This is a genomic window from Nocardioides xinjiangensis, assembly GCF_017916455.1.
GTDB lineage: Bacteria > Actinomycetota > Actinomycetes > Propionibacteriales > Nocardioidaceae > Nocardioides > Nocardioides xinjiangensis.
In genome coordinates, this window is record NZ_JAFMSY010000001.1 from 1,444,039 (window position 1) to 1,469,538 (window position 25,500).

Annotated in this window: 17 protein-coding genes and 3 riboswitches; of the genes, 11 read left to right on the forward strand and 6 right to left on the reverse strand. The window is 74.3% G+C overall.

The window, feature by feature from the left end:
• Positions 1-21 precede the first annotated feature (21 nt).
• Positions 22-1,164, forward strand: a complete 1,143-nt coding sequence (locus J3P38_RS06880) for a CDP-glycerol glycerophosphotransferase family protein (RefSeq protein WP_210439090.1) — start codon at positions 22-24, stop codon at positions 1,162-1,164.
• Between the two features lie 100 nt (positions 1,165-1,264).
• A complete protein-coding gene (locus tag J3P38_RS06885) occupies positions 1,265-3,148 on the forward strand; it encodes a reprolysin-like metallopeptidase (protein WP_210503069.1) in 1,884 nt (627 codons plus the stop codon).
• A 56-nt stretch (positions 3,149-3,204) separates the two neighbouring features.
• Here the strand turns inward: J3P38_RS06885 and J3P38_RS06890 are convergent, their stop codons facing one another.
• The 5 genes from J3P38_RS06890 to cobN form a co-directional block, all read right to left on the reverse strand.
• Complete coding sequence (locus tag J3P38_RS06890) at positions 3,205-4,038, reverse strand: CPBP family intramembrane glutamic endopeptidase (protein ID WP_307807759.1); 834 nt, start codon at positions 4,036-4,038, stop codon at positions 3,205-3,207.
• Between the two features lie 81 nt (positions 4,039-4,119).
• Positions 4,120-5,319 carry an MFS transporter gene (locus J3P38_RS06895; protein WP_307807760.1) on the reverse strand — a complete coding sequence of 400 codons (1,200 nt, stop codon included), beginning with the start codon at positions 5,317-5,319 and terminating at the stop codon, positions 4,120-4,122.
• A gap of 75 nt (positions 5,320-5,394) precedes the next feature.
• Positions 5,395-7,977 (reverse strand): ATP-dependent chaperone ClpB, encoded by a 2,583-nt coding sequence (gene clpB / locus J3P38_RS06900; RefSeq protein WP_210503070.1) that lies wholly within the window; start codon positions 7,975-7,977, stop codon positions 5,395-5,397.
• A 317-nt stretch (positions 7,978-8,294) separates the two neighbouring features.
• Positions 8,295-9,035, reverse strand: a complete 741-nt coding sequence (gene cobF, locus J3P38_RS06905; RefSeq protein WP_307807762.1) for a precorrin-6A synthase (deacetylating) — start codon at positions 9,033-9,035, stop codon at positions 8,295-8,297.
• Entirely contained in the window at positions 9,032-12,634 is a 3,603-nt protein-coding gene (gene cobN, locus J3P38_RS06910) for a cobaltochelatase subunit CobN (RefSeq protein ID WP_210503071.1), read from the reverse strand. Before cobN ends, cobF begins: the two co-directional genes overlap by 4 nt.
• A gap of 29 nt (positions 12,635-12,663) precedes the next feature.
• A riboswitch (cobalamin riboswitch) is annotated at positions 12,664-12,792 on the reverse strand.
• Positions 12,793-12,813: 21 nt separating this feature from the next.
• Here cobN and J3P38_RS06915 point away from each other — a divergent pair.
• The 5 genes from J3P38_RS06915 to J3P38_RS06935 all read left to right on the forward strand — a co-directional run bounded on the left by J3P38_RS06915 (position 12,814) and on the right by J3P38_RS06935 (position 18,191).
• On the forward strand, positions 12,814-13,641 hold the full coding sequence (locus J3P38_RS06915) for a nitrite reductase (RefSeq protein ID WP_307807763.1): 828 nt from the start codon (positions 12,814-12,816) through the stop codon (positions 13,639-13,641).
• Between the two features lie 168 nt (positions 13,642-13,809).
• Positions 13,810-13,888, forward strand: a riboswitch (cobalamin riboswitch).
• Positions 13,889-13,937: 49 nt separating this feature from the next.
• Positions 13,938-14,603: a precorrin-8X methylmutase gene (locus J3P38_RS06920; protein WP_210439094.1), complete on the forward strand. Its 666-nt coding sequence runs from the start codon at positions 13,938-13,940 to the stop codon at positions 14,601-14,603.
• Positions 14,600-16,144: a precorrin-2 C(20)-methyltransferase gene (locus tag J3P38_RS06925; protein WP_210503072.1), complete on the forward strand. Its 1,545-nt coding sequence runs from the start codon at positions 14,600-14,602 to the stop codon at positions 16,142-16,144. The genes J3P38_RS06920 and J3P38_RS06925 overlap by 4 nt, the downstream gene beginning before the upstream one ends.
• Positions 16,141-16,890, forward strand: a complete 750-nt coding sequence (locus tag J3P38_RS06930; protein WP_210503073.1) for a cobalt-precorrin-4/precorrin-4 C(11)-methyltransferase — start codon at positions 16,141-16,143, stop codon at positions 16,888-16,890. The genes J3P38_RS06925 and J3P38_RS06930 overlap by 4 nt, the downstream gene beginning before the upstream one ends.
• Positions 16,891-17,090: 200 nt before the next feature.
• On the forward strand, positions 17,091-18,191 hold the full coding sequence (locus J3P38_RS06935; protein WP_210503074.1) for a carboxypeptidase regulatory-like domain-containing protein: 1,101 nt from the start codon (positions 17,091-17,093) through the stop codon (positions 18,189-18,191).
• Between the two features lie 108 nt (positions 18,192-18,299).
• On the opposite strand, the gene cbiE is transcribed toward J3P38_RS06935, so the two are convergent.
• On the reverse strand, positions 18,300-19,517 hold the full coding sequence (gene cbiE / locus J3P38_RS06940; protein ID WP_210503075.1) for a precorrin-6y C5,15-methyltransferase (decarboxylating) subunit CbiE: 1,218 nt from the start codon (positions 19,515-19,517) through the stop codon (positions 18,300-18,302).
• Positions 19,518-19,535: 18 nt separating this feature from the next.
• A riboswitch (cobalamin riboswitch) is annotated at positions 19,536-19,683 on the forward strand.
• Positions 19,684-19,707: 24 nt separating this feature from the next.
• Here cbiE and J3P38_RS06945 point away from each other — a divergent pair.
• The 4 genes from J3P38_RS06945 to J3P38_RS06960 are packed head-to-tail and all read left to right on the forward strand — an operon-like array spanning position 19,708 to position 25,480.
• Positions 19,708-21,765 (forward strand): magnesium chelatase subunit D family protein, encoded by a 2,058-nt coding sequence (locus tag J3P38_RS06945; protein ID WP_246855636.1) that lies wholly within the window; start codon positions 19,708-19,710, stop codon positions 21,763-21,765.
• The gene (gene bluB, locus J3P38_RS06950) at positions 21,762-22,400 is read left to right on the forward strand and encodes a 5,6-dimethylbenzimidazole synthase (protein ID WP_210503076.1); all 639 of its coding nucleotides are present in this window, start codon (positions 21,762-21,764) and stop codon (positions 22,398-22,400) included. Before J3P38_RS06945 ends, bluB begins: the two co-directional genes overlap by 4 nt.
• Positions 22,401-23,015 (forward strand): cob(I)yrinic acid a,c-diamide adenosyltransferase, encoded by a 615-nt coding sequence (gene cobO, locus J3P38_RS06955; RefSeq protein ID WP_210439100.1) that lies wholly within the window; start codon positions 22,401-22,403, stop codon positions 23,013-23,015.
• Positions 23,009-25,480, forward strand: coding sequence for a cobyrinate a,c-diamide synthase (locus tag J3P38_RS06960; RefSeq protein ID WP_210503077.1), 2,472 nt, complete (start codon positions 23,009-23,011; stop codon positions 25,478-25,480). The genes cobO and J3P38_RS06960 overlap by 7 nt, the downstream gene beginning before the upstream one ends.
• Positions 25,481-25,500 lie beyond the last annotated feature (20 nt).

Genomic DNA, 25,500 nt, shown 5'->3' on the forward strand with positions numbered 1-25,500 from the left:
CGCCCTCCTAGGATTCGCGCCGTGAACGACGCGCACGTCCTGGTCTACTTCGGCGAGGACCCCTCCCGGGCCTACCAGCTCGTCCAGTGGCTCGACGTGCTGGCCGTGCTCGACGCCACCCGCCCGGTCACCGTCGTGCTGCGCGACCCCGCCGTCGCCAGGCTGCTCGACGGCAGCACCCGCCTGCCCGTGGTCACCGCGGAGTCCTACCCCGAGCTGATGGAGGCCTACGCCGAGCTCGACGCGAAGGTGGTGCTCTACGTCAACAACTCCCCCACCAACTTCGCCTCCCTCGTCGACAGCCGGATGCTCCACGTGCACATCAACCACGGCGAGAGCGACAAGCACAGCATGGCCAGCAACAACGCCAAGGCCTACGACCGCGTGCTGGTCGCCGGCGAGGCGGCCGTGCGCCGGCACACCGAGGCGCTGATGGAGCTCGACACCTCCCGGCTGGTGCGCGTGGGCCGACCGCAGCTCGACCTGCCCCGACGGCCGCTGATCGAGCGCTCGGACCGGCGCACGATCCTCTACGCACCGACCTGGGAGGGGGACGCCGACTACAACGACTACACGTCGCTCGACGTGCTCGGCGTGGAGATCGTCCGGGCCGCGCTCGCGGTGCCCGGGGCCCGCCTGGTCTACAAGCCGCACCCGAAGATCGTCACCAGCCTCACCCCCGCCGTCGCCGAGGCGCACCTGGCCGTCCTCGAGCTCGTCGAGCAGGCCGCCGCCGCGGACCCGGCCGCCGGGCACACCGCCGTCGTGTCGGGCGACATCCTGGCCGTGATGTCGGACTGCGACCTGCTCGTGTGCGACGTCTCCTCGGTGGGGCTCGACTGGCTCTACCTGTGCACGGACCGGCCGCTGGTGCTCACCGACCGGCACGACGACGCCGCCCTGTTCGCGCGCGACGTGCCGGTGAGCCGAGGAGCCGACGTGGTCACGGCGCGGACCGTCGCCGACCTCGCCGACCTCCTGGCCGACCGCCTGGAGCAGGACGAGCACCTGCTCGCCCGCCATCAGCTGCGCCGCTTCTACTTCGACGACCTGGCGGTGGGCGAGAGCACGGTGCGCTTCGTGCGCACCGTCTCCGACCTGTGCGACCGGCGCGACCGGCTGCAGGGGCTCGGCACCGACGAGGCGCTGCCCGTCCCGTCCTAGCCGGCCGCACGACCAGCAGGACCGGCAGGACCGGCAGGACCGGAGGGTTTGGGCCCGCCCACCGGGGGCACGAAGGGCCCGAGAGAGAAGGGGGACTCCCATGTCCAGCACCACGAAGCTGTCGGTCGGCGTGGCCGGCCTGTGCGCCATCGCACTGGCCGCCACCACCGCACCCGTCACCACGGCCACCGCATCGGCCGACGAGGACGCCCGTCCCGTCGCGCTGCTCAGCGCCGCGCCGGCCGCGCGCGCCACACCGGGCGCCGCGGGTGAGCGGTCCCGGGCCGTCCGCATCGACACCGCCGCGCTGCGCGGCGTGCGAGCCGGCGACCAGGTCAGGCTCGACCTGTTCGGCGACGCCAGCGTCGTCGCGGCCGTCGCCGACCGCGACACCGCGGACGGCGTCACCTCGTGGACGGGCGCGCTCGTCGGCACGGCCGGCACGTTCAGCGCCGTCGAGGTCGACGGCGTCGCGCACGTCAGCGTGACGTCCGCCGAGGACGGCTCCTTCGAGGTGCGCAGCACCGGCAGCGGCGGCTACGAGGTCGTCGAGGTCCCGGCGAACCCGGCGGCCGGTGACGACGCCGTACGACCGGGCGACGAGCACGCGCTCCACGCCGCCGAGGACGCCGGGCACGCGGGGCATGCCGGGCACGCAGAGGACACCGGGGACGCCGGCGCGCCGGACGGTCGGGCCGCGCGCAGCACCGACGCCTCCGAGGCGCCGGTCGCCGCGGACGCTCCGTCGGTGATCGACGTGGCCATCGTCTACCCGGCCTCGCTCCCCGCGCAGTTCGGCACCCCCGCCATGGAGGCGATGTTCGCCCAGGGCATCGCCCAGACCAACCAGGCCCTCGCCGCCTCGGGCGTCGGCACCACGGTGCGCCTCGTCGGGACCCGCCAGGTCGCCGCTCCGCAGGCGTCGACCCTGATGGCCAACTACACGGCGCTCGGGACGCCCCGTGACGGCGTCTTCGACGAGGCGCAGGCACTGCGCGAGGAGACGCACGCCGACCTCGTGAGCCTCTGGCTCGGCGGCACCTACCCCTCCGGGACGTCCTGCGGGCTCGGGTCGCTCGGCGGCTCCAGCCCCCAGCACGACCCCGAGCGCGCCGCGTGGACGGTGGTGTGGGCCGACAGGTGCGCCGTCGGCAACCTCACCTTCGCGCACGAGATCGGCCACAACCTCAGCGCCGACCACGACGCCAGCGCCTCCGCTCCTCCCACCGGCGGCAAGCCGTACGCCCGCGGCTACGTCGACGTGGCGGGGAAGTTCGTGACGGTGATGGCGTACCAGAACAGCTGCAGCGACTGCACCCGCATCGGCTACTTCTCGAACCCCGGCGTGTCCTACGGCGGCCGGCCCACCGGCACCCCCGCCGCACACAACGCCCTCGCCATCAGCGAGCAGGTCGGTGCCGTCGCGAACTACCGGCAGTCGCAGATCTACCCGGGGCAGGTCAGCATCGCCGGGCGCGCCCGCTCCAAGGGCACCGCCTCGGCCGCCTCGACCCCCTGGGCGCCCGCCGTCACGCTGGGCTACCAGTGGCTGCTCGACGGGGTCGCCGTCCCGGGCGCCACGGGCAGCACCTTCAGGCTCTCGCGCCGCGACATCGGCAAGGTCCTCACCCTCCAGGTGTCCGGCTCGGCGCCCTGGTACCAGACGGTCGCGGTCACCACGCCGCCCGTCGTCGTCGGCAAGGCCCAGTTCAGGACCTCGCGACCCAGGCTGAGCGGCGTGCCCCGCGCCGGGCGGGTCCTGTCGGTGACGGTGAAGGGCTGGAAGCCCAAGCCGGCCAAGAAGGGCGTCAAGGTGCGCTACCAGTGGCTGAAGAACGGGAAGAAGATCAAGGGCGCCAGGAAGGCGACCTACCGCGTCCGCCCCAAGGACCGCGGCACGAAGATCTCCGTCCGCGTCACGACCAAGGCCACCGGCTACGAGAAGGCCTCACGCACCTCGAGGAAGGTCAAGGTCCGCCGCTGAGACGCGGACGTCCTACGGACGCGCGAGGCATCGCGCGTCCGTGGGACGTCCGGACATCACAGGGTCGGCAGCCAGTCGACCCGCCCGGCGAGCGCGGCGTACCCCACGAACGCGCCCACGTCGAGCAGCGTGTGCGCCACCACGAACGGCAGCACCCGTCCCCAGCGCCGGAAGAGCCAGCCGAAGAGCAGCCCCATCGCGAGGTTGCCGACGAAGCCGCCGAGCCCCTGGTAGAGGTGGTAGCTGCCGCGCAGCAGCGCCGCGAGCCCGATCGCCGCGGAGTCGCCGAAGCCGATCTGGCGCAGCCGCACCTGCACGAAGCCGAGCACGACCAGCTCCTCGAGCACCGCGTTCTCCGCGGCCGCGAGCACCAGAACCGGCACCTGCCACCACTCCCCCGGCAACGACTGGGCGACGACGGTGAGGTTGGTGCCGAGCGCGAAGGTCGCAAGGTAGAACACCACGCCGAGCGACCCGACGCCCGCGGCCAGCAGGGCCCCGCGGCCCCAGTCGGCCCCCGTGCTCCAGCCGCCGTCGCGGGCCCAGACGTCGCGCAGACGGGTGCCGGAGCGCACGAGGAGGTACGCCGCCAGGGCGACGGGCACGAGCGCGAAGGCGATCCGCAGCAGCTGGTAGGTCAGGTCGAGCCACGGCCGGTCCGGCGCGAGCGAGTTGTTGAGGGTCGCCGCTTGCGCGGACAGCGGCCCGGGCGCGGTGAGCGCCGAGACGATGCTGACGACCGAGTAGACCGCACTGCGGCCGAGGGAGAGGAGCAGCACGAGCGCCAGCTCCGTCCAGAGCAGCGCCTTCGCTAGGTCGGGCACGCCGCCCGGCACCGGCGTGTCCCGCAGCTTCCACCACGGGCGCGCGGCGTCGGTCAGGGTGCTCACCCTGACAGCATCCCCCAGCGGCCAACTGCGCACCGGCCGCCCCGGCACCCGCCCGCGCCCGCCTGCACCGCTCGAGGGGCCTCAGCCCAGCGGTCGCTCGTGGACCACGGGCACCAGGGCCACCGCCACCAGCGGGAACAGCGCCGCGAGCGCGAACGTGCCGGCGTACCCCGCACTCGCGACGGCGAGCCCGCCGATCGGCGGCACGAGCGCCGCCGCGAGGAACTGGGCGGTGTTCTGCACGCCCAGCGCGCGACCTGACCAGCTCGGCCCGGCGCGCTCGGCGACGGCCGTGAACGCCAGGCCGTTGTCGGCGACGGTGATGATCGTCGCGACGACGAGGAGCGGCACGGCGACCGCTGCGTCGACGCCGGCCGCGAGGCCGAGCAGCGCCATCGACAGGCCCGCCGCGATCGCGACCCACCGCAGCGGGCGCATCCGCGACGCCACGTGGTCGGAGAGCTGACCCGCCCCGATGCGGCCGAGCGCCGCGAGCAGTTGCGTGCTCGCGACGAGCGACCCGGCCGCGGCGGGCTCCCAGCCCCGCTCCTGGATGAGCCACACCAGCGCGAAGGTCCAGACGACGAACTGGGGCACCACGAGCAGGACCGAGACACCGTGGATCCGGGCGAGGTAGCGGTCGCGGTGGTAGGGATTCGGGGCGGCTCCTGCCTCCGGAGCGGTCCGCGGCGGATCCAGCACGACCAGCGCGACGACGACGGCCGCGGCGGCGCAGGCGATCGTGGGCACCCAGAGCGCGGCACGCACGCCTTCGGCATGGGCGACGACGGGCACGGTCAGGGCAGCGACGCCCACGCCGACCGGCTGGGCCATCTGGCGGATGCCCATCGCCAGCCCGCGCCGCCGCGGCGGGAACCAGCCGGCCACGACGCGTCCCGACGCGGCGTTCGTCGAGGCAGCGGCAGCCCCGCCGAGGAAGAGCGCAGCGGCGAGGAGCGCGCCGTCGGACGCCGCGACGGCCAGCAGACCGGCCAGCGTCGCGAGGCCCAGGCCGGCGAGCAGTGCCAGTCGTTCACCGCGCCGGTCGGTGAACCAGCCCCAGGCGACGAGCGTCAGCATCACGCCGACCATCGGAGCCGCCGTCACGAGGCCGGCCTCCGCGAGGCCCATGCCGCGCTGGTCGTGCAGCGCCGGGATGAGGAAGACCGCGCCGTTGGTCATCACGGCTGCGGCTGCCTGCGCCGCCGTGCTCGCCGCGAGCATCGCCCATCGCCGGGCGGTGCCGACCGGGCTGCGGTCGACCAGCCTGCTTCCCGTCACGGCTGCACGCTAGGCGCCGGCGCGGACCGGCGCCCAGCGTGTTCCACCGCCCGAGATTCGGACGGCCGCCCGGGATCAGGTTAGGGCCAGGCCCTCGTCCCCGACGTCGACCGTGACGGAGCCTCCGTCCGTCACCGTGCCGGCGATCAGCATCCGGGCGAGCGGGTCACCGATCGCGGACTGGATCAGCCGCCGCAGCGGCCGGGCGCCGTACGCCGGGTCGTAGCCCGTCTCGGCCAGCCACGCCCGCGCCGCGTCGGTCACCGAGATCGTGATCCGCCGGACGGCGAGGCGCTTCTCCAGCAGCGCGAGCTGGAGGTCGACGATGTGGGCGAGGTCGTCCTTGGTCAGCGCCTCGAACATCACGACCTCGTCGAGCCGGTTGAGGAACTCGGGCTTGAAGTGCGCCCGCACCACGCCCATCACCGACTCCTTCTTCACCGTCGGCTCCATCAGGGGGTCGACGAGGAAGTTCGAGCCGAGGTTGGAGGTCAGGATGAGCAGCGTGTTGCGGAAGTCCACCGTGCGGCCCTGGCCGTCGGTGAGCCGGCCGTCGTCGAGCACCTGCAGGAGGATGTCGAAGACCTCCGGGTGCGCCTTCTCGACCTCGTCGAGCAGCACCACGCTGTAGGGCCGGCGCCGCACCGCCTCGGTCAGCTGGCCGCCCTCGTCGTAGCCGACGTAGCCGGGCGGGGCGCCGACGAGCCGCGAGACCGAGTGCTTCTCGCTGTACTCGCTCATGTCGATGCGCACGATGGCGCGCTCGTCGTCGAACAGGAAGTCGGCGAGCGACTTGGCGAGCTCGGTCTTGCCGGTGCCGGTGGGTCCGAGGAACAGGAAGGACCCGGTCGGCCGGTTGGGGTCGGAGATGCCGGCGCGCGAGCGGCGTACGGCGTCGCTGACGGCCTCGACCGCCTCGCGCTGCCCGATCAACCGCTGGCCGATGACCTTCTCCATCTCGAGCAGCTTGGCGGTCTCGCCCTGCAGCATCTTGCCGGTCGGGATGCCGGTCCACGCCTCGACGACGTCGGCGATCTGCTCGGCGCCGACCTCCTCGCCCACCAGCGGCTCCAGGTCGGCCTGCTCATTCTTCTCGACCTCGGCGATCTGCTTCTCGAGCTCGGGGATCTTGCCGTACTGGATCTCGGAGGCGCCCGCGAGGTCGCCCTCGCGCAGCTTCTTCTCGGCCTCGATCTTCAGCTGGTCGAGCTGGCGGCGCAGCTCGCCCTCGCCCTGCAGCTGGTCCTTCTCGCGCTCCCAGCGGGCCTCGAGGCCGCGCAGCTCCTCCTCGCGGTCGGCGAGGTCCTTCTGCAGGACCTGCAGCCGCTCGACGGACGCGGGGTCGGTCTCCTTCTCGAGCGCGAACTGCTCCATCTTGAGCCGGTCGACCTGGCGGCGCAGCACGTCGATCTCCTCGGGCGAGGACTCGTGCTCCATCCGCAGCCGCGACGCGGCCTCGTCGATGAGGTCGATGGCCTTGTCGGGCAGCTGCCGGCCGGTGATGTAGCGGTCGGACAGCGTGGCGGCGGCGACGAGCGCGGCGTCGGTGATGCGCACGCCGTGGTGGGCCTCGTACTTCTCCTGGATGCCGCGCAGGATCTGGATGGTGTCCTCGACGCTGGGCTCGCCGACGAAGACCTGCTGGAAGCGGCGCTCCAGGGCGGGGTCCTTCTCGATGCGCTCGCGGTACTCGTCGAGCGTCGTCGCGCCGATCATGTGCAGCTCGCCGCGGGCGAGCATCGGCTTGAGCATGTTGCCGGCGTCCATCGCGGAGTCGCCGCCGGCGCCCGCGCCGACGACCGTGTGCAGCTCGTCGATGAACGTGATGACCTGACCGCCGGCGTCCTTGATCTCCTCGAGCACGGCCTTGAGCCGCTCCTCGAACTCGCCGCGGTACTTCGCGCCCGCCACCATCGCGGCCAGGTCGAGCGCGAGCACGCGCCGGCCCTTCAGCGAGTCGGGCACGTCGCCGGCCACCACGCGCTGGGCGAGGCCCTCGACGACGGCGGTCTTGCCGACGCCGGGCTCGCCGATGAGGACGGGGTTGTTCTTGGTGCGTCGCGACAGCACCTGGATGACCCGGCGGATCTCGGCGTCGCGACCGATGACGGGGTCGAGCCGGCCGTCCTCCGCCGCCTGGGTGAGGTCGACGGAGAACTTCTCCAGCGACTCGTACGACGCCTCGGCGCTCTCGCTGGTCACCCGCCGGCTGCCGCGCACGGCGGTGATCGCCTCGCGCAGCCCGGCGGCGGTGAGGCCCGCGTCGGTGAGCACCCTCTGCGCCGGCGACTCGACGGTCGCGATGGCGACGAGCAGGTGGTCGGTGGCGACGTAGTCGTCCTTCATCGACCCCGCGAGGTCGAGCGACGACGCGAGCACACGGGTCAGGGCAGCGGACGCGGCGGGCTGCTGGACGGTCGAGCCGGTCGCGCGGGGCAGCTGCTGCTGGACGCCCTCGGCCTGCGCGAGCAGCGTGGCCGGGTCCACGCCGGCCTTCTGCACGAGGCTGCGGGTGGCGCCGTCCTCCTGCCGGAGCAGGGCGACGAGCAGGTGGATCGGCTCGGTGGTGCTGTTGCCGCCGGTGGTGGCGGCGAGCTGGGCAGCCTCGATGACCTCGCGGCTGCGGGTGGTGAACTTCTCGGCACCGAACTGGCTCAACTCAGTCTCCTGGGTCACGGACGGATCTGCGGGGACCACTCTGGTCCCACCTCGGTCAACGCGCCAGGAGTTGAGTCGATTCCCCTCAACTTTGAGGATTTGGGCGAGCTCGGGCTGCCGGCCCCCCTGCCGCCGCCGCCCCCTGCGTCATACGAACCCGCACGCATAGGTGCCGATCCGCATGACGCTCGCCCCGGGTACGGCCCAGCGTCATACGAACCCGCACCCATAGGTGCCGAACGGCATGACGCTGCGCCCCGGGCCCCCCTGCGTCATACGAACCCGCACCCATAGGTCCCGGTCCGCATGACGCACGGTCACCGGCGCCGGAGCAGGTAGGTGTCCATCACCCAGCCGTCCGCGTCCTTCGCGCGCCGGCGGGCGGCGCGGACGTCGTCCACCACGTCGCCCAGCCGCCCCGCGACGAGCTCCTCGTGCGGGCTGCCGAGGTTGGCACCCCACCAGATGTCCCACGCGCCGGGGAGGGAGGCCGCCTGCAGCCCGCCGTCGAGCATCACGACCAGGTTGTCGTGGCCGGCCGCGACCTCGCCGTGCAGGCGCCGGCCGGTCGTCACCAGCACCGGCCGGCCGACCTCGTGCAGCACGATCCGGTGCCGGGCCGCGAGGAGCGAGAGCGCGGAGACCCCAGGCAGCACGTCGTACGGCAGGTCGAGGCGGTCGACGACGCGGATCGTCGAGTCGTAGAACGCCGGGTCGCCCCAGACCAGGAACCCCACCGTCCCGGGCCGACTCGCGATGAGGCTGCCGTACGCCGCCGCGCGGGCGTCGTGCCAGTCGAGGACCGCGCCGTCGTAGTCGGCCGGGTCGTCGCGGTCGCGCGGGGGGTCGGGGACGGCGACCAGCTCGACGCCGAGGTCCGCGCAGACGGCGCGGCGCAGCGCGAGCAGCGGGTCGTCCGGACCGTCACCGGAGCCCTTGTCGGCCGCGATGACGTAGTCGCACGCCGCGATCGCCTCGCGCGCCTCGGCGGTCAGCTGACCGGGATGGCAGCCGATGCCGACGATGCGGATCCGCGACACCGCGCCGACCTCGATCACCGGTCCTCCAGCTCGCCCTCGACGTCGAGGTAGACCTGCTGCAGCGCTGCCATCACCTCGGCGTCCGGGTGCTCCCACAGCCCCCGCTCGGCCGCCTCGTGCAGCCGCTCGACGATGCCGCGCAGCGCCCACGGGTTGGAGGTGCGCAGGAACTGCTGGGTGGTCTCGTCGAGGACGTACTCCCTGGCCAGCGCCTCGTACATCCAGTCGTGCACGACCCCGGCGGTGGCGTCGAAGCCGAAGAGGTAGTCGACGGTGGCGGCGAGCTCGAAGGCACCCTTGTAGCCGTGGCGCTGCATCGCGCCGATCCAGCGCGGATTGACCACGCGAGCGCGGAAGACGCGGGTGGTCTCCTCCTGCAGCGTCCGGGTGCGGACCGCGTCGGGCGTCGTCGAGTCGCCGACGTACGCCCTGGGGTCGCTGCCGGTCAGCGCGCGCACCGTCGCGACCATGCCGCCGTGGTACTGGAAGTAGTCGTCGCTGTCGGCGATGTCGTGCTCGCGGGTGTCGACGTTCTTGGCCGCGACCTTGATGCGCCGGTAGTTGGTGCGCATGTCGTCGGCGGCCGGCGCCCCGTCGAGGTCGCGGCCGTAGGCGAAGCCGCCCCACGTCGTGTAGACCTCCGCGAGGTCCTGGTCGCTGCGCCAGCTGCCGGACTCGACGACCTGCAAGATGCCGGCGCCGTACGACCCGGGCTTGGAGCCGAAGATGCGGGTGGTCGAGCGCCGTTCGTCGCCGTGCTCGGCGAGGTCGGCGCGCGCGTGCGCCCGGACGTGGTTGTGCTCGTCGGGCTCGTCGAGCCCGGCGACGAGGCGCACGGCGTCGTCGAGCATCGCGACCACGTGGGGGAAGGCGTCGCGGAAGAAGCCCGAGATGCGCACGGTGACGTCGATGCGGGGGCGGCCGAGCTCGTCGAGCGGGATGACCTGCAGGTCGTTGACCCGGCGGGAGGCCTCGTCCCACACCGGGCGTACGCCGAGCAGGGCGAGCACCTCGGCGACGTCGTCGCCGCTCGTGCGCATCGCGCTCGTGCCCCACACCGACAGCCCGACGGACTCTGGGTAGCCGCCGGTCTCGGCGACGTACTTCGCGACGAGCGACTCGGCCATCGCCTGCCCGGTCTGCCACGCCAGCCGCGACGGCACCGCGCGCGGGTCGACGGTGTAGAAGTTGCGGCCGGTCGGCAGCACGTTGACCAGCCCGCGCAGCGGCGAGCCCGACGGCCCGGCGCTGACGAAGCCGCCGTCGAGCGCGTGGAGCACGGCGTCGAGCTCGTCGGTGGTGCGCGCGAGGCGCGGCACGACCTGGGTGGCGGCGAACTCCAGCACCCGCCGGACCTCGAGGTCGTCGTGGAGCTCGGCGGCGCGTGCCGGGTCCCAGTCGGCCTTGTCCATCTGCTCGACCAGCTCCCGCGCGAGTGCCTCGACCCGGTCCACCTCGCCCGTGCCCTCGGTGGTCGTGTCGAGCCCCAGGCCCAGCGCGGAGCGCAGCCCCGGCACCGCCTGCGCCTGTCCGCCGAACACCTGCGCGGCCCGCAGGATCGCGAGCACGAGGTTGACCCGCGCCTCACCTTCCGGGGCCTGGCCGAGCACGTGCAGGCCGTCGCGGATCTGCGCGTCCTTGATCTCGCACAGCCAGCCGTCGACGTGCATGATGAAGTCGTCGAAGTCCTCCGCGTCCGGCTGCTCCTCGAGCCCGAGGTCGCGGTGCATCTCCGCGGCGTGCATCAGCTGCCAGATCTCCCCGCGGATCGCCGGGAGCTTGGCCGGGTCCATCGCGGCGATGTTGGCGTGCTCGTCGAGCAGCTGCTCGAGGCGGGCGATGTCGCCGTAGGACTCCGCGCGCGCCATCGGCGGCACGAGGTGGTCGATGATCGTCGCGTGCGCGCGGCGCTTGGCCTGCGCGCCCTCGCCCGGGTCGTTGACGAGGAACGGGTAGATGAGCGGCAGGTCGCCGAGCGCCGCGTCGGTGCCGCAGCTCGCCGAGAGCGCGGCGTTCTTGCCGGGCAGCCACTCCAGCGACCCGTGCTTGCCGAGGTGCACGACCGCGTCGGCGCCGAAGCCGCCCTCCTCGACGGGACTGCGGAGCCACCGGTAGGCGCCGAGGTAGTGGTGGGTCGGCGCGAGGTCGGGGTCGTGGTAGATCGCGATGGGGTTCTCGCCGAACCCGCGCGGCGGCTGGATGAGCAGCACGACGTTGCCGGCGCGCACGGTCGCGAGCACGAGCTCGCCGGCGTCGTTGACGAACAGCGACCCGGGCGCCTCGCCCCAGGCCTCGACCATGTCGGCGCGGAGGTCGGCGGGCAGGTCGGCGGTCCACGCGGCGTACTGCTCCGGGGTGATCCGCGCGTGCGCGTCGGTCAGCTGGGCGTGGGTGAGCCACTCCTCGTCCTGGCCGCCGGCCGCGATGAGGGCGTGGATGAGCGCGTCGCCGGCCTCGGTCTCGTCGGCCATCTCGAGGATCCGCGTCACCTCGTTGTCGCCGCCGAGGTCGTAGCCCTCCGCCCGCAGCCGCCGCAGCAGCCGGACCGCCGAGACGGGGGTGTCGAGGCCGACGGCGTTGCCGATGCGGGCGTGCTTGGTCGGGTACGCCGACAGCACCAGCGCGAGCCGCTTGTCCGCGTTCGGGACGTGGCGCAGGCGCGCGTGCCGCACCGCGATGCCCGCGACGCGGGCGCAGCGCTCGAGGTCGGGGACGTAGTGCGGCAGCCCGTCGGCGTCGACCTCCTTGAACGAGAACGGCGCGGTGATGATGCGGCCGTCGAACTCCGGGATCGCGATCTGGGTGGCGGAGTCGAGCGGGCTGACGCCGTCGTCGGACGACTCCCACTCCGCGCGGCTGCTCGTCAGGCAGAGCCCCTGGATGATCGGGATGTCGAGGGCGGACATCCGTGCGACGTCCCACGACTCGTCGTCGCCACCGGCGCCGGCGCCCGCCGGGACGCTGCCGCCCGCGGCGAGGACGGTGACGATCAGCGCGTCCAGCGTGCCGAAGGCGTCGTACAGCTCGTCGGGCGCGGCACGCAGCGACCCGGCGAAGATCGGGACGCCGACCGCCCGGCCCGTCGCGTCGACGGCGTCGGCCAGCGCGTGGACGAAGGCGGTGTTCCCGCTGGCCTCGTGGGCGCGGTAGTAAAGGACACCGATGCGCGGCAGGTCGCTCGTCGCCGCCGGCCTCGCGGCGTACCCCCACTGCGGCAGCACCGTCGGCGCCTCGAACCCCTCGCCGGTGAGCAGCACCGTGTCGCTGAGGAACGCGTGGAGCTGGCGGAGGTTGTCCGGCCCGCCCTCGGCGAGGTAGCGGTGCGCCTCCGCGGCGACCCCCATCGGCACCGACGACAGCTCCATCAGCTCGGCGCTCGGCGTCTGCTCGCCGCCGAGCACGACGACGGGCGTGCCCGTGGCTGCGATGCGGGTGAAGCCGGAGCATAGGTCCTGCGGCGAGCCCAGCAGCCGGCCGACGACGAGGTCGCAGCCCTCGAACACCTCGGCCATCGACTGGTGGCCGGGCCGCGCCGGGTTGGCCAGGACGTAGTCGGCGCCGGACGCTCGCGCGCTCAGCAGGTCGGTGTCGGACGTGGACAGCAGCGCGATGCGCACGGTTTCCTCCCGGGGGTTCTCGCCCCTCGTCGTCGGATCCCGCGTGGACCAGTGTCTGGCTGGGACCGGTGATGCTGGCCCTCACAGTGGCGGAACCGCCCCGGACTCGCACCGGGTTCCTGGGTTCCACGCAGGTGGCCCGCGCAGCCTAGCGGGTCGCTCGTGCCAAGATCGCCGTCGTGACCGCGCGGACCCGAGGCGACCTCTGCCCGGGCGTCTTCCGTCCCTGGCCGGCCGACGACGGAGCGCTCGTCCGCCTCCGCATCCCCGGCGGCCACCTCACCCGGACGACGCTCCTGGCGCTCCTCGACGTCGCCGAGACGTACGGCGACGGCCGGGTGCACCTGACCAGGCGCGCGAACCTCCAGCTCCGCGGCCTTCCTCTGTCAGACGGTGCCGTCCCCGCCGAGGTCGTGTCCGCGGTCCGCGGCACCGGACTCCTCCCGCACCCGGACCACGAGCTGGTCCGCAACATCCTCGTCTCACCGCTGACGGGGCTGGCCGGGGGCCGCGCCGACCTGCGGCCGGTGACCGCCGAGCTCGACGAGCGCATCTGCGCGACCCCGTCGCTCGCCGCGCTGCCCGGCCGCTTCCTCGTCGTCCTCGACGACGGTCGCGGCGACGTCGCCGGGCGCTCGTGCGACCTCGGACTGGTCGCCCTGTCACGCGACGAGGCCCAGCTCCGCATCGGCTCCACCGGCTGGGGACCGGTGGTCGCACTGCACGAGGCCGCCGCCCGGCTCACCGGCCTGGCTCGCGCGTTCCAGCAGGTTCGCGGCCGCGGCGACGACGCCGCCTGGCACGTCGACGAGCTGCCCGTCCCGCCGGCCTGGCAGCCGCCGGACCCGCGCGCCCTGGTCGGCTCTGCTCCGCCGGCGTACGGACACCTCACGGGGGACGTCGTGCACCTGGAGGTCCCGGGCGGGGTCCTGGACCGCGGACGTGCGGCCGACCTGCCCGAGCAGCTGGTCGTCACACCCTGGAAGTCCCTCGTCACCACGGGTTGACCACCGACACCGGGAAGGCAGTTCGGGTGCCGCCGGGCGACGGCCACGCTCAGCCCGCACGCTCGCGCCGCGAGCTGCCCGCCGTCACGCCAGCGCGTACGGCGGGACCAGCAGCGCCGTGTCGGCCGCGCGGACCCGCCTGCCCTAGGCTGCCCCCGTCACGCGACGCAGGAACCCGGTGCGAGTCCGGGGCGGTTCCGCCACTGTCAGTCCCTCCAGCCGGATCGGAGGGGCGAGCCAGACACTGCGCGCGCGGCGTACCTGCCACCCAGGGGCGCGAACCCCGAGGAGCCGTGATGACCCTGCTTGCCCGCCCGACCCGGCGCTACGACTACGTCGCCGACGGGGCCGCGATCTACGACGAGTCGTTCGCGACCATCCGCCGCGAGGCCACCTTCGACCACCTGCCGGCCGACGCCGAGCGCGTCGCCGTCCGGATGGTGCACGGCACCGGCCAGACCGACCTCGCCCACGACCTGGTCGTCCACCCGGGCCTGGTGGCCGCGGCCCGTACGGCGCTCGAGGCGGGCGCGCCGATCCTCACCGACGCCCACATGGTCGCCAGCGGCGTGACCCGCGCCCGCCTCCCCCGCGACAACGAGGTGCTCTGCGCGCTCCGGGACCGGCGTACCCCCGAGCTCGCGCTGGCGTTGGGCACCACCCGGTCCGCCGCCGCGCTGTCGCTGCTGGCCGACCGCCTCGAGGGCTCGGTCGTCGCCATCGGCAACGCCCCCACCGCGCTCTTCCACCTCCTGGAGATGCTGCTCGACGGCGCGCCGCGACCGGCCGCGATCATCGGGGTCCCCGTCGGCTTCATCGGCGCCGCCGAGTCCAAGCAGGCGCTGGAGGACGCCCCGGCAGACTGGGGGCTCGACATCCCGTTCCTCACGGTGCGCGGCCGCCGCGGCGGCTCGGCCATGGCCGCCTCCGCCCTGAACGCCCTCGCCCAGGAGCGGGAGTGACCGGGCGGCCGGAGGGCCGGCTCTACGGGGTGGGCCTCGGCCCCGGCGACCCCGAGCTGATCACCCGCAAGGCCGCGCGGCTCATCGGGTCGGCCGACGTGGTCGCCTTCCACGCCGGCGTCGGCAAGACGTCGAACGCCCGCACGATCGCCGCCGACCTCGTCCCGGCCACGGCGATCGAGGAGGAGCTGCGCTACCCCGTGACCACGGGCACCACTGCGCACCCGGGCGGGTACGCCGGCGCGATGGCGGAGTTCTACGAGGAGTGCGCGTCCCGGCTGGCCGCCCACCTGTCGGCCGGGCGCACGGTCGTGGTGCTGGCCGAGGGCGACCCCCTCTTCTACGGCTCGTTCATGTACCTCCACGACCGGCTCTCGCCGCGCTTCGAGACCGAGGTCGTGCCCGGCGTGCCGGCCTTCGCCGCCGCGACCGCCGTCCTCGCCTCGCCGCTCGTGCGGCAGACCGACGTGCTGACCGTGCTGCCCGGCACCCTGCCGGTCCCCGAGCTCGCCCGCCGCCTCGCCGACACCGACGGCGCGATCATCATGAAGCTCGGCCGCCGCTTCCCCGGCGTCGTCGACGCCCTGCGCCAGGCCGGCCGCCTCGAGCACGCGCTGTACGTCGAGCGCGCCTCGATGCCCGCCGAGCGCTGGATGCCCGTCGTCGACGTCGACCCCGCGTCCGTCCCGTACTTCTCGCTGATCGTCGTCCCCGGCGACTCCAGGGCCGCCCACCCCCACGGCCGCCGCCGATCCGGGTCGAGTGCGCGCGCGGTAGCGGTCGACGCGGAGCCGCGCACTCGACTCCTCGTCGTCGGCCTCGGCCCCGGACCCGACCGCTGGCTCACCCCGGAGGCGGCCGAGGCGCTGCGCACCGTCGACCACGTCGTCGGCTACGCCCCGTACGTCGACCGCGTCCCGCAGCGCGAGGGCCTCACCCGCCACGCGTCGGGCAACACCGTCGAGGTCGACCGCGCCCGCCTCGCCCTCGACCTCGCGAGCACGGGCGAGCGCGTCGCCGTCGTCTCCGGCGGGGACGCCGGGGTCTTCGGGATGGCCAGCGCGGTGTTCGAGGCCGCCGCCGCCCGAGCAGAGGAGGGGCTGCCGGACGTGCCCGTCGAGGTCCTTCCCGGCGTCAGCGCGGTCCAGGCCGTCGCGGCCCGGGCCGGCGCCCCAGTCGGCGCGGACTTCGCAGTGGTCTCGCTGAGCGACCGGCTCAAGCCGTGGCCGGTGATCGAGAGGCGCCTGCGCGCGATCGCCGAGGCCGACCTCGTGCTCGCGGTCTACAACCCCGCCTCGCGCAGCCGCACCACCCAGGTCGCCGACCTGCAGAAGCTGTTCCTCGAGCACCGCAGCCCCGACACGGTCGTGGTGGTCGGTCGCGACGTCGGCCGCGCCGAGGAGTCGCTGACCGTGACCACCCTCGCCGAGCTGGAGGCCGACACCATCGACATGAAGTGCCTGCTGATCGTCGGCGCCTCGTCGACCACCGTGACCGCGGCCGGCCGGGTCTGGACGCCTCGCTTCGTGGAGGAGCGGTGAGCGTCCACTTCGTCGGCGCCGGCCCGGGCGCGGCCGACCTGATCACCCTGCGGGCGGCGTCGCTCCTCGCGGCCGCCGACGTCGTGCTCTACCCGGGGACCTACCTCGACGCCGAGGTCCTCTCCCACTGCCCGGACGCCCGCCTCGTCGACACCCAGACCCTCGACCTCGACCGGATCACGTCGGTGATGGTCGACGCCTCGGCCGAGGGCTTCGAGGTCGTCCGCCTCACCTCCGGCGACCCGTCCCTCTACTCCGCCCTCGCCGAGCAGACCGCCCGCCTCGACGCCGCCGGGGTCGCGTGGGACGTGTGCCCGGGAGTCCCGGCGTACGCCGCCGCTGCCGCCGCGGTCGGCCGCGAGCTCACCGTCCCGCTGGTCGCGCAGTCGGTCGTGCTGACCCGCACCCAGGCCCGCTCCACCGCAATGCCGGAGTCCGAGTCGCTGGCGGCCTTCGCCGCCACGCGCGCCACGCTCGTGCTCCACCTCGCGATCACCAGGACGCGCGAGCTCGCCGCGTCGCTGGTCGACGAGTACGGCGCCGACTGCCCCGCCGTCGTCGTCCACCACGCCTCGCAGCCCGACGAGTTCGTCCTCCGCGGCACGCTCTCCGACATCGCCGAGCAGGTGGAGGCGGCCGGCCTCAGGCAGGCCGCCGTGATCCTCGTCGGCCGGGCGTTGGCCCGCGACGGCGCCGAGTCCTGGCTCTACCAGGCCGACCGCCTGCGGGCGTCAGCGGAGTCCTGAGCCGGACCTCCGACGGAGCCGAGCGGCGTAGCGGCGGCGGCATGGTCTGGTCCAGTTCTCAACCACTCGGCAACAGGACAGCCACCGCGCGGCGCGCAACGGACACAAGAGATCCATTCGTCGTGGGTGGGAGTCCCCGCCGACCGAGTGTGCGGACATACGCATCGTGTCGCGATGCCCCGCACTCCTTCGGAGGAGACATGCACAAGCACAGCAAGCTGGGAGGCGCCGCACTCGCCGTCACCGTGGGGATCACGTCGGCGCTTCTCGTCGCCGCGCCGGCGGAGGCCGCCAAGCCGACCCGCATCAAGGGTCTCGTCGCCACGGCGGACGGGGTCGGCCTCGCCGGCATCGTCGTGACGACCCTCGCCGACCCCACGGGCACCGGCCAGTGGGTGCCGGTGGACGACGCGGTCACCGGCATCGACGGGAAGTACAACGTCGGCAAGCTCGACGACGGCTGGTACCGCGTGCGGTTCGACGACCCCACCGGCGCCTACGCCACGGAGTTCCACCACGACGCCACGCGCATCGAGTCCGCGACGCCGGTGGACCTGACGAACGGCGGCATGCCGACGCTCGCCACGGCGTACCTCGACGGAGCGGCCCACCTGCTCGGGACGGTGTCCGGCAGCGACGGCAACCCCGTCGCCGGCGCCGAGGTGACGGCGTACGTCGTCCAGGGCGCCGCCTGGACGTCCTTCCGGACCGTGGTGGCCGGACCCGACGGCGCCTACGACGTGGGCGGCCTCCCGGCGGGCGACTACACGCTCGGCTTCCGCGACCCGGCCTCGGGCGTCACCGAGTACTGGAACGACCGGCACACGATCAGCGAGGCCGACCCGGTGACGGTCCCCAGCGTCGACCGCTACGACGTCGAGCTGGCCACGCCGGGCACGCCGCAGGAGCCCACGCCGGAGCCGGACCCCACGCCCACGACGCCGGACCCGGCGCCCGCGCCGACCGTCGCGGCGACGCCTATCACGACGACCACCGCGACGCCCGCCACCACGTCCCCGGCCCCCGCCGCGTTGAGCGTGGTCAGGAAGCCGCGGATCAGGGGGCTGGTCAAGGTCGGCCAGCGCCTGCGGGTCACCAAGGGGACCTGGAACGCCCCCTCGCTCACGCGCAAGGTGCAGTGGCTGGCGAACGGCAAGGTGATCACGAAGGCGACCAAGACCCGCCTGCGCCTCACTCGCAAGCTCCTCGGCAAGCGGATCTCCGTGCGCGTGGTCGCCACGGCTGCAGGGCACACGCCCGTCACCGTCACGACGCGGCGGACCAAGAAGGTCGCGGGCTGACACCGACGAGCTGCCGTCCCGCCGTCCCGCCGTCCCGTTCCCGGGGAGCGGGACGGCGGCGACGCGGACACCGCTCGCCGCCCCGAGGCGGCGGCGTGCCGCTGCCGGTCATCGGCCAGGCGTGCCGGTCCAGGCCCACTGCGTCACCGTCCGGGCGGGCGTCCAGCCGGTGAAGGTGCCGATGGGAGCGGCGGTCTCGACGCCGATCCGGGTGAGCTCGCCGCCGTGGTCGGCGTACGCCTGGGCCAGCAGTGCCTCGGTCTCCACCGTGACGCCGTGGACCACCAGGCGGCCACCGGGCCTGATCGAGGCCAGGCAGCTCTCGAGGACGCCCTCGCGTGTGGCGCCGCCCCCCACGAACACCGCGTCCGGGCGTTCGAGGCCGGACAGCGCCGAGGGGGCACGGCCCTGCACGACCTGGAGGTCGGGGACGCCGAGGGCTGACGCGTTGCGGGCGATCCGGGCGGCTCGTCCCGGGTCGGACTCGATGGCGATCGCGCGGCAGGTGGGGTGCGAGCGCATCCACTCGATGCCGACCGAGCCGGCTCCGGCGCCGACGTCCCAGAGGAGCTGGCCGGGGGCGGGCATGAGGCGGGCGAGGGCGGAGGCTCGCAGGTCGCGCTTGGTGAGCTGGCCGTCGTTCTCGTAGGCGTCGTCGGGGAGTCCGGGCGACCAGGAGGCGAGGCCGTCCCCGGAGACCTCGACGGCGACGACGTTCAGCGCCGGGGAGTCCAAGGACCACGAGGACGCGACGCCCGACACCGAGGCTTCCGACGACGAGCCGAGGTCGCCGAGCACGGTCATCCGTGACGCACCCCAGCCGGAGGACGTCAGCAGCGCAGCCACCGACGCGGGGGTCGAGGCGTCCGACGACAGCACCAGGACCCGGCGGCCCGGCGCCAGGGCCGGCACCAGCCGCTCCAGGGGCCGGCCGACCAGCGACACGACCTCGCACGACTCCGCCGACCACCCCATCCGCGCCCGGGCCAGCGCGACCGACGACACCGCCGGCACCACCCGCACCGGCGCGCCGAGGGCGAGCAGGGTCGAGGCGATCCCCGACACCAGCGGGTCGCCCGACGCCAGCGCGACGACGCGACGCCCGGCGTACCCAGCGAGGAGGCCGGGGAGAGCCGACGACAGCGGCGACGGCCACGGCACCCGCTCCTGTCCGTCGACGGACGGCACCAGCGACAGGTGCCGCGCCCCGCCCCACAGCACCGGCGCCTCCAGCACCAGCGAGCGCGACGACCCGGGGAGGCCGGCCCAGCCGTCGGCGCCGATCCCGACGACCACGACCTCGCTGGGCACCCCGCTGGCGGACATGGCCGCAGACGCTATCGTGACGCGCACCAGGCGAGAGGTGCCCCGAACTCTGGGGAGAATCTGGGAAGCCGGTGAGAATCCGGCACAGGGCCCGCTGCGGTGACTCGCGACGTCGAACATGGCGATGGCGAGAAGTCCGAAGACCGGCCTCCCGCCGTCCATGAAGCTGGCAACGAGAGCGGGAGCCCCCATGCCACTGCAGTACCCCCTGTCCGCCGTCGTCCCCTCGCGGGACACCGGGGACGACATGACCCTCGCCCTCGTGCTCACGACCATCTCCCCCGAGGTCGGCGGCGTCCTCGTGCGCGGCGAGAAGGGCACGGCGAAGTCCACGACCGTCCGGGCCCTCGCGTCCGTGCTGCCGCCGATCGAGGTGGTCGCCGGCGACCGGTTCTCCTCAGCCCCCGGCGAGACCTCGCCGGACGGCCCGGCGCCCGATCAGGCATGGCCGCTCGACGCCGAGACCGAGACCCGGCCCGTACGCCTCGTCGAGCTGCCCGTCGGCGCCACCGAGGACCGCGTGCTCGGCTCGCTGCACCTGTCCAAGGTGCTTGCCGACGGCGTCGCCGAGTACGAGCCCGGCCTGCTCGCCCGCGCCCACCGCGGCATCCTCTACGTCGACGAGGTCAACCTGCTGCACGACCACCTCGTCGACCTGCTGCTCGACGCCGCCGCGATGGGCCGCTCCACCGTCGAGCGCGACGGCGTCTCGGTCGCGCACGCCGCCCGCTTCGTCCTCGTCGGCACGATGAACCCCGAGGAGGGCGAGCTCCGCCCCCAGCTCCTCGACCGCTTCGGCCTCACCGTCGAGATCGCCGCGCCGCGCGACCCGCGGCTGCGCGCCGAGGTCGTGCGCCGCCGGCTGGCCTTCGACGCCGAGCCCGAGGCCTTCGTCGCGTCGTACGCCGACGCCGAGCGCGCGCTGACCGACCGCATCGCGGCCGCCCGCACGCTGCTGCCCGAGGTCGCGCTCACCGACGCGGTGCTCACCAAGGTCGCCGAGGTCTGCGCCGCCTTCGAGGTCGACGGGATGCGCGCCGACATCGTCACCACGCGTACGGCGATCGCGCACGCCGCCTGGAACGGACGCACGCACGTCACGAGGGCCGACATCCGGCAGGCCGCGCTGCTCGCGCTGCCGCACCGGCGACGGCGAAACCCGTTCGACGCGCCGGGACTCGACGAGGAGCTGCTCGACGAGGTGCTGGGCGACGAGGAGCCGGACCCCGAGCCGCCGGCACCGGACCCGGAGCGTCACGAGGACGGGTCGTCCGAGGAGCCGGACTCCCCGACGTCCGAGGGTCCCGCCGACGGCAGCCGAGCCGACAGCGACCCGGGACGTCCTGAGGATCCGCGCTACGAGCCGGAGGATTCCCTGACGTCCGCCGAGTCCCCCGACGTCGAGCCGCCGAGCGACCCCCGTGCGGGTGCGCTCGCGCCGACGTCGGTCGTCGGGGCGGCCGATCCGTACAAGGTCCGCCGGCTCGAGGTCACCGGCACCGGAGCCGGGGAGTCCGGCAGGCGGAGCCGCGCGCTCACCACGAACGGCCGGAGGGCCGGCGTCGACCCCACCGGCACCGGCGGGCTGCACCTCGTCGAGACGATCCGCGCCGCCGCGCCGCACCAGCGGAGCAGGGGCCGGAGCGACGGCCGACTGAGGTTCGAGACGAGCGACCTCAGGACCGCCCGGCGCGAGGGCCGCGAGGCCAACCTCGTCCTCTTCTGCGTCGACGCCTCCGGATCGATGGCCGCGCGCAAGCGGATGGAGCAGGTCAAGACCGCCATCCTCAGCCTGCTGCTCGACGCCTACCAGCGCCGCGACAAGGTCGGGCTGGTCACCTTCCGCGCCGACTCGGCCGACGTCGCGCTGCCGCCGACCCACTCGGTCGACATCGCAGCGTCGCGCCTCGCCGAGCTGCCGGCGGGTGGGCGTACCCCCCTCGCCGAGGGCCTGCTGCGGGCGGCGGAGGTGCTGCGCGTGGAGCGGGTCCGTGACCCGAGGCGCCGTCCCCTGCTGATCGTCGTCACCGACGGGCGGGCGACGCACGGCCCGGACGCGGTCGGACGGAGCCGGCAGGCAGCCGCCTGGATCGCCGAGCAGCAGACCACCACCGTCGTCGTCGACTGCGAGCAGGGCCCGATGCGGTTGGGTCTCGCCGGACACCTCGCGGCGACCATGCGGGCCACCCACCTGCCGCTCGCCGACGTCAGCGCCGACGCCCTCACCAGCGTGGCGCGTGTCGCATGAGCCTCCCCCCGAGCACGGACCTGTACGACGTCATCGCCCGCCGGCGCGACGTACGCGCCGAGTTCAGCGGTGAGGCGATCGACTGCGACGTCCTGCGGCGCGTGCTGGACGCCGCGCACAGCGCACCGAGCGTCGGGCACTCCCAGCCGTGGGACTTCGTCCTCGTCGCCGACGAGGGCAGGCGGAGCACGTTCGCCGAGCACGTCGAGACCGAGCGGCGGGTCTTCGCCGACCAGCTGGCGGGCGAGCGGCGCGAGAGGTTCGAGCGGATCAAGGTCGAGGGCATCCGCGAGTCCGGCCTCGGTGTCGTCGTCACCTACGACAGCAGCCGCGGCGGGCAGCACGTGCTCGGCCGCCACGCGATCGCCGACACCGGCCTCTACTCCACCTGCCTGGCCATCCAGAACCTCTGGCTCGCCGCGACCGCCGAGGGCCTCGGCGTCGGGTGGGTGTCGTTCTACCGCGAGGAGTTCCTCGCCGACCTCGTCGGCCTGCCCGACGGCGTACGCCCCGTCGCCTGGCTCTGCCTCGGGCCGGTCACGCAGCTGCAGGACGTCCCCGACCTCGTGCGCCACGGCTGGCGCACGGGCCGGTCCCTCGACGACGCCGTCCACCTCGAGACCTGGAGGTCCTGAATGCCGCAGGGAGTGCCGACCACCGTCCCCGACGACGGCCTGACCACCCGCCAGCGCCGCAACCGCCCGCTGCTCGCCGTCCACACCGGCGACGGCAAGGGCAAGTCGACCGCTGCCTTCGGCCTCGCGCTGCGCGGCTGGAACCAGGGCTTCGACATCGGGGTGTTCCAGTTCGTGAAGTCGGCGAAGTGGCGCATCGGAGAGCAGACCGTCCTCGAGCGCCTCGGCCGGCTCCACGAGGAGACCGGCGAGGGCGGGCCCGTCGCGTGGCACAAGATGGGCTCCGGCTGGTCGTGGTCGCGCAAGGGCGGCACCGACGAGGACCACGCCGCCGACGCCGCCGAGGGCTGGGCCGAGATCACCCGCGCGCTCGCCGAGGAGCGGCACGACCTCTACGTGCTCGACGAGTTCACCTACCCGATGAAGTGGGGCTGGGTCGACGTCGACGAGGTCGTGGCCACGCTGACCGACCGGCCCGGGCGGCAGCACGTCGTGATCACCGGCCGGTACGCCGACCCGCGCCTCCTCGACGCCGCCGACCTCGTCACCGAGATGACCAAGGTCAAGCACCCGATGGACGTCGGGCAGAAGGGTCAGCGGGGCATCGAGTGGTGACCCGCCTCCCCCGGCTGGTCGTCGCCGCGCCCGCCTCCGGACACGGCAAGACCACCGTCGCCACCGGGCTCATGGCCGCGCTCGCCCGCGCCGGTCACAAGGTGAGCGGCCACAAGGTCGGCCCCGACTACATCGACCCCGGCTACCACGCGCTCGCCACCGGCCGCCCCGGCCGCAACCTCGACCCGCACCTCGTCGGCGAGGAGCGGCTCGTGCCGCTGCTGCTGCACGGTGCCGCCGGCGCGGACCTCGCGATCGTCGAGGGGGTGATGGGGCTGTACGACGGCCGGATCGGCGGGGACGGGTTCGCGTCGACGGCGCACGTCGCGGCGGTCACCCGCACGCCGGTCGTGCTGGTGGTCGACATCTCGTCGGCGTCGCGCACCATCGCCGCGACGATCCACGGTCTCTGCACCTGGGGCGCGCCCCCGGTCGACGTCGTGGGGGTGGTCCTCAACAAGGCCGGCTCCGAGCGGCACGCGCAGGAGGTCGTCCGGTCCATCGGCGACCGGGTACCGGTGCTCGGGATCCTGCAGCGCGACGACGGCATCGAGGCGCCGTCGCGGCACCTGGGGCTGGTGCCCGCCGCGGAGCGGGCCGACGCGGCGGCGGCGCTGGACCGGCTGGCCGCGCAGATCGGCGAGGCCGTCGACCTCGAGCGGGTCGTACGGCTGGCGTCCGCCGCGCCGGACCTCCCCGAGGCCCCGTGGCACCCCTCGGTAGTCCACCGGGAAGTGGCTGCCAGCGAGGGTCCGGGACGACCGTCTCCCGGTGGACTACCCGGGAGGGGGGCGAGGATCGCGGTCGCCGGCGGACGCGCGTTCACCTTCCGGTACGCCGAGACCGTCGAGCTGCTGGAGGCCGCCGGGGCGGAGGTCGTCGACCTCGACCCCCTCACCGACACCCGGCTGCCGGAGGGCACGACCGGGCTCTACCTCGGCGGCGGCTTCCCCGAGATGCACGCCGTCGAGCTGGGCGCCAACGAGCGCCTCCGGCGCGACATCCGTACGGCGATCGCGCGGGGCCTGCCGACCGTGGCCGAGTGCGCCGGGCTGCTCTACCTCTGCGAGTCGGTGCAGGGCCCCGACGGCCCGCCCGTGCCGATGGTCGGCGCGATCGAGGCGACGGCCGCGATGGCGCCGCGGCTCACGCTGAGCTACCGCACCGCCACCGCGCCGGCCGACAACCTCCTGGCCCGCGCCGGCGACGTGGTCACCGGTCACGAGTTCCACCGCACCCACCTCACCCGTCTCCACCAGGGCGACCCGGCGTGGCTGGTGCCCGACCCGGCGGGCGTCGCGACCACCCGCCTGCACGCGTCGTACCTCCACACCCACTGGGCCGGCCATCCCCGCCTCGCGCGGCGGTTCGTCGAGGCGGCCGCCGCGTTCCGGGGCCCCGACCTCCGCCACCACGGCGACAGGGACGCCGCGCCCGGACTGGTCGACCTCGCCGTCAACGTCTTCGACGGTCCGCGCCCCGCCTGGCTCGACCGGGCCCTCGCCGACAGCCTCGCCGAGGCCGGGTCCTACCCCGACGCCCGCGACGCCGAGGCGGCGGTCGCGCGGCGCCACGGCCGGAGCGCCGACGACGTCCTCGCCACCGCCGGCGCCGCGGAGGCGTTCACCCTGCTCGCCCGGCTCCGCGAGTGGCGCCACCCGGTCGTCGTGCACCCGCAGTTCACCGAGCCCGAGGTGGCGCTCCGCAGCGCCGGACACACGCCGGGCCAGGTCCTGCTGACCCGGAAGGACGGCTTCCGGCTGCGGCCCGAGGAGGTCCCCGACGACGCCGACCTCGTGGTCATCGGCAACCCGACCAACCCGACCGGCGTACGCCACCCGGCCGAGGCGATCACGGCGCTGGCGCGGGACGGCCGGCTGGTCGTCGTGGACGAGGCCTTCCTCGACGACGACGTCGAGACGCTGGCCGACCGGCGGCTCGAGGGGATCGTGGTCCTCCGCAGCCTCACCAAGCTGTGGTCGATCCCCGGGATCCGCGCCGGCTACGTCCTGGCCGAGCCGGCGGTCGTACGCCGGCTGCGCGACCTCCAGACGCCGTGGTCGGTCTCCGCGCCGGCGATCGCCGCCCTCGTCGCGACGAGCACCCCGCACGCGCAGGACGAGGCCCGCAGGAGGGCCGACGAGCTGGCGACGCGACGCGCGCACCTCGAGGCCGGGCTCCGCGAGCTCGGGATCGAGACCGTCGCCAGCACGGCGCCGTTCGTCCTCGCCCGCACCGGTCCGGGCAGCCGGGAAGCCCTGCTGCGCCGCGGTCTCGCGGTCCGCAGGGCCGACACGTTCCCCGGGCTGGGCGAGGAGTGGGTCCGCATCAGCGCCCGCCGGGCGGCGGTGACCGACGAGCTCCTCGGTGCGCTACGCTCGCTCCACCCAGTCCCGAGGAAGCCGGTGGGAATCCGGCGCAGTGGCGCTACTGTGACATCGCTCCGAGGCAACGCGGAGCGGTGAAGTCAGACCCGACGGACTGG

Excerpts from the sequence above, each read along its gene's own strand:
- cobO (WP_210439100.1), top strand. The coding sequence starts at position 22,401 with ATGCCGCAGGGAGTGCCGACCACCGTCCCCGACGACGGCCTGACCACC.
- bluB (WP_210503076.1), top strand. The coding sequence starts at position 21,762 with ATGAGCCTCCCCCCGAGCACGGACCTGTACGACGTCATCGCCCGCCGG.
- J3P38_RS06920 (WP_210439094.1), top strand. The coding sequence starts at position 13,938 with ATGACCCTGCTTGCCCGCCCGACCCGGCGCTACGACTACGTCGCCGAC.
- J3P38_RS06935 (WP_210503074.1), top strand. The coding sequence starts at position 17,091 with ATGCACAAGCACAGCAAGCTGGGAGGCGCCGCACTCGCCGTCACCGTG.
- cbiE (WP_210503075.1), bottom strand. The coding sequence starts at position 19,517 with ATGTCCGCCAGCGGGGTGCCCAGCGAGGTCGTGGTCGTCGGGATCGGC.
- J3P38_RS06885 (WP_210503069.1), top strand. The coding sequence starts at position 1,265 with ATGTCCAGCACCACGAAGCTGTCGGTCGGCGTGGCCGGCCTGTGCGCC.
- J3P38_RS06945 (WP_246855636.1), top strand. The coding sequence starts at position 19,708 with ATGCCACTGCAGTACCCCCTGTCCGCCGTCGTCCCCTCGCGGGACACC.